Origin of the sequence: Streptomyces pinistramenti (genome assembly GCF_020564935.1) — a bacterium.
GTDB lineage: Bacteria > Actinomycetota > Actinomycetes > Streptomycetales > Streptomycetaceae > Streptomyces > Streptomyces pinistramenti.
The window spans coordinates 1-3,724 of sequence record NZ_JAJCXB010000122.1; the positions used below are offsets into that span (position 1 = coordinate 1).

Sequence of the window (3,724 nt, forward strand, 5' to 3'; positions counted from 1 at the left end):
ACGAGCAGCAAGCGTCAAAAGCCAACCCCGAAGTGAGCAAAAAGCCGCTTTCGCCCCCGGGAATGGTCCGGGCACCATGAACGTTCTTCTGGTTGCCGCTTTCCCAGGGCGGGGCGTGGGCCCCGGGCCGGTGGGGCCGGGTCCAAGGGCCCGGCCCGCTGTGAGGCGGCTTCCGTTGGAGACTACCGAAGGAGCGCGGGACGCATGGCGGGCACCGTGACGATGTACAGCACGACCTGGTGCGGTTACTGCCGTCGGCTGAAGGGCCAGATGGACCGCGAGGGCATCGCGTACAACGAGATCAACATCGAGCACGACGCCGAGTCCGCGGCGTTCGTGGAGAAGGCGAACGGCGGCAACCAGACGGTGCCGACCGTGCTGGTCGTCCCGCCCTCCGGCGGCGAGAACATCGTCATGACGAACCCGAGCCTGAACCAGGTGAAGCAGGCCCTGGCCGTCTGATTCCCACCGCGCTGCGCCCCCTCCGACCATCGGCCGGAGGGGGCGCAGCGGTGTGCGGGGGCGGTCCACGGCGGGGGCCGCGGGGGCTCACCTCACGGCTTGGGGAGCGGCTTGCCGTACCAGGTCTCGATGAGGCGGGCGGCGATGGAGATGCCGTAGGGGGGCAGCACCTCGCCGGATTCGAAGGCGGCGCGCAGGTCTTCCCGGGAGAACCAGCGGGCCTCTTCGATCTCCTCGCCGTCGACCTGGATCTCGGACGAGGTGGCGCGGGCCATGAAGCCGAGCATCAGGCTGGAGGGGAAGGGCCAGGGCTGGCTGGCGACGTATTCGACGTCACCGACGACGACTCCGGCCTCTTCGAAGACCTCGCGGGCCACCGAATGTTCGATGGATTCGCCGGGTTCGACGAAGCCGGCGAGGGTGGAGAAGCGGCCTTCGGGCCAGTGGACCTGGCGGCCGAGGAGGGCGCGGTCCTCCTCGTCGGTGACGAGCATGATGACGGCCGGGTCGGTGCGCGGGTAGTGCTCGGCGCCGCAGGCGGGGCAGCGGCGGATGTGTCCTGCGGCGGCGATGACGGTGCGTTCGCCGCAGCGGGAGCAGAAGCGGTGCAGCCGCTGCCAGTTCTCCAGGGCTACGGCGTGGACGAGGAGGCCGGCGTCGCGCGGGGCGAGCAGCAGGCCGGCTTCGCGGAGTCCTGCGGGGCGCGCGGACTGGTCCATGCGGCCGGGCAGGGTGTCCTTCTGGAGGGCGAAGTAGCTGATGCCTTCCTCGTCGGTGCCGAGGTAGTAGCGGTGTGCTTCGGTCATGGGCGCCTCGAAGGAGGGCGTCATGATGAGTTCGGTGCGGCCGTCGGGGGTGTCGTCGATGAGGGCCTGGCCGCCGGACACCACGAAGACGCGCGTCGACGGGTGGCTCCAGGCCGCCGCGAGCCATGCCTCGTCGAGGCGGTGGTGTGCGGAGCGGTCGATTCCGCTCGGTGCGCTGAAGGTGAGCGGCCGGTCGGTGCTGTGGTCGGTCCAGGTGGTCACTGCTGTTTCCAACTCCCCCTATGACGTGGGTGATTGCTGCGTACGGGCACGGTGCGGCACGGCGGTACGCGCGCGGGTCAAGCGGTGCGCCAGCTCTCCGCCAGGTCGCCCCACAGGTGAGCGGCGGTTTCGACGCCCTTCATCAGCAGGTCCAGCTCGACCTTTTCGTTCGGTGCGTGCCAGCCGTCGGAGGGGACGGAGATGCCGAGGAAGAGGACCGGGGCGCCGAGGACGTCCTGGAGGTCGGCGGCGGGTCCTGAGCCGCCTTCGCGGGTGAAGCGGATCTTCTGGCCGAAGGCGCGGCCCATGGCGCGGACGACGGATTGCAGCGCCGGGTGATCGAGCGGGGTGAGGCAGGGGCGGGTGGCGCCCCAGAAGGTGAGGTCGTGGCGGATGCCGGCGGGGAGGTTCGCGGCGACCCAGTCGCGTACCGACTGCTGGACGGCGTCGGCGTCCTGGCCTGCGACGAGGCGGAAGGAGAGCTTGAGCTGGGCGGCGGCCGGGACGATGGTTTTGCCGCCGGGGCCTTGGTAGCCGCCGGAGATGCCGTTGACCTCGGCGGTGGGGCGGGCCCAGATGCGTTCGAGTGTGGTGCTGCCGGCTTCGCCGAGTGCGGCGTGGGAGTGGGCGGTGCGCAGCCATTCCGCTTCGTCGAACGGCAGCTCGGCGAAGAGTTCCCGTTCGCGGTCGGTGAGTTCGATCACGCCGTCGTAGAAGCCGGGGATGGCGACGCGGCGGTTGTCGTCGTGCAGGGCGGCGGCGAGGCGGGCGGCTTCGGTGGCGGGGTTGGGGACGGCGCCGCCGAAGGAGCCGGAGTGGATGTCCTGGTCGGGGCCGTGGAGGTCGATCTGGCAGTCGGTGAGACCGCGCATGCCGGTGCAGACGGTGGGGGTGTCCTTGGACCACATTCCGGTGTCGGAGACGATCACCGTGTCGCAGGCGAGGCGGTCGGCGTGCCGGGCGATGAGGGCCGGGAAGTTCGGGGAGCCGGATTCCTCTTCGCCCTCGATGAGGAGTTTGAGGTGGACGGCGGGGGTGCTGCGGCCGGTGGCGGCGAGGTGGGCGCGGACGCCGAGGGTGTGGAAGAACACCTGGCCCTTGTCGTCGGCTGCGCCGCGTGCGTAGAGCTTGCCGTCGAGGGTCTGCGGCTCGAAGGGGTCGGTGTGCCAGCCGTCTTCGCGTGCTGCGGGCTGCACGTCGTGGTGGCCGTAGACGAGGACGGTCGGGGCGTCGGGGTCGTCGGACGGCCAGGAGGCGTAGACGGCGGGGAGGCCGTCGGTTTCCCAGATCTCGGTGGTCGGGAAGCCGGTGTCGGCAAGCTTTGCGGCGAGCCATTCGGCGCTGCGGCGCACATCGGCGGCGTGGCCGGGGTCGGCCGATACGGAGGGGATGCGCAGCCAGTCGGCGAGGTCGTTGAGGAAGGTCTCGCGGTGGCTGGTGATGTACGCGCGGACGGCGCTGTCCGGGGTGGTGCTCATGTGCCCGAGCCTATCGGCCTTCTGGGGGAACGCGGTCGGCGGTCTCGCCGAGGAGGATGCGTTCGAGACCGGTGCGGCCGGGGAGGCGGGTGGGTCTGACGAGGTCGCCGGTGCGGACGTAGAGGAAGGCGGCATCGACCTCGGAGGGGTCGAGTCCGTATCGCTCGGCCCAGGCGAGGCGGTAGACGGCCAGTTGGAGGGGATCGGCGTTGCGGCCGTGGCCGGTTTTCCAGTCGATGATCTCGAAGCGGTCGCCGTGGGGGCCGGGGTTTTTGTAGACGGCGTCGATGCGGCCGCTGATCACGCGGCCGGCGAGGGTCATCCGGAAGGGGGTCTCGACGCGGTACGGGGTGCGGTGGGCGTAGGGGGTGCGGGCGAAGGCTTCCTTGAGGGCTTCGAGGTCTGCTTCGTCGGCGATGTCGGTTTCTTCGTCGGGGTCGGGGCCAGGGAGTTCGTCGGGGCCGATGAGGGGGAGGGTGAGTTCTTCGAAGCGGGATTCGACCCAGGCGTGGAAGCGGGTGCCGCGGCGGGCTGCGGGCTGGGGCGGGCGGGGCATGGGGCGGGCGAGTTCGCGTGCGAGGTCGTCGGGGTCGGCGGCGAGGCGGAGGAGCTGGGTGGCGCTGAGGGCGTGGGGGAGGGGCACGTCGCGGACGGTGGCGCGGGAGCGGCGCAGTTCGGCGGCGAGCGTGTCGAGGTCGCGGTCCCAGGAGCCGACGGTGCGGCGTTCCTCGGGGAGGAGGGCGCGGGGGGTGGTGT

The 3,724-nt window shown here is 71.1% G+C and carries 4 protein-coding genes; 1 reads left to right on the forward strand and 3 read right to left on the reverse strand.

Annotated features, from left to right (window positions below; genetic code table 11):
* Positions 1 to 204: 204 nt before the first annotated feature.
* Positions 205 to 462 (forward strand): glutaredoxin domain-containing protein, encoded by a 258-nt coding sequence (locus LIU39_RS34590; protein ID WP_227050947.1) that lies wholly within the window; start codon positions 205 to 207, stop codon positions 460 to 462.
* Between the two features lie 92 nt (positions 463 to 554).
* Here LIU39_RS34590 and nudC read toward each other — a convergent pair whose 3' ends face one another.
* The 3 genes from nudC to LIU39_RS34605 form a co-directional block, all read right to left on the reverse strand.
* Positions 555 to 1,490, reverse strand: a complete 936-nt coding sequence (gene nudC, locus LIU39_RS34595) for an NAD(+) diphosphatase (RefSeq protein WP_227050948.1) — start codon at positions 1,488 to 1,490, stop codon at positions 555 to 557.
* Positions 1,491 to 1,567: 77 nt separating this feature from the next.
* On the reverse strand, positions 1,568 to 2,968 hold the full coding sequence (locus LIU39_RS34600) for a dipeptidase (protein WP_227050949.1): 1,401 nt from the start codon (positions 2,966 to 2,968) through the stop codon (positions 1,568 to 1,570).
* 10 nt (positions 2,969 to 2,978) lie between these two features.
* On the reverse strand, positions 2,979 to 3,724 hold a 746-nt coding region (locus LIU39_RS34605; protein ID WP_227050950.1), incomplete at its 5' end, for a PD-(D/E)XK nuclease family protein.

Coding starts and splice junctions, on each gene's coding strand:
- LIU39_RS34590 (WP_227050947.1), top strand. CDS start 205: ATGGCGGGCACCGTGACGATGTACAGCACGACCTGGTGCGGTTACTGC.
- LIU39_RS34600 (WP_227050949.1), bottom strand. CDS start 2,968: ATGAGCACCACCCCGGACAGCGCCGTCCGCGCGTACATCACCAGCCAC.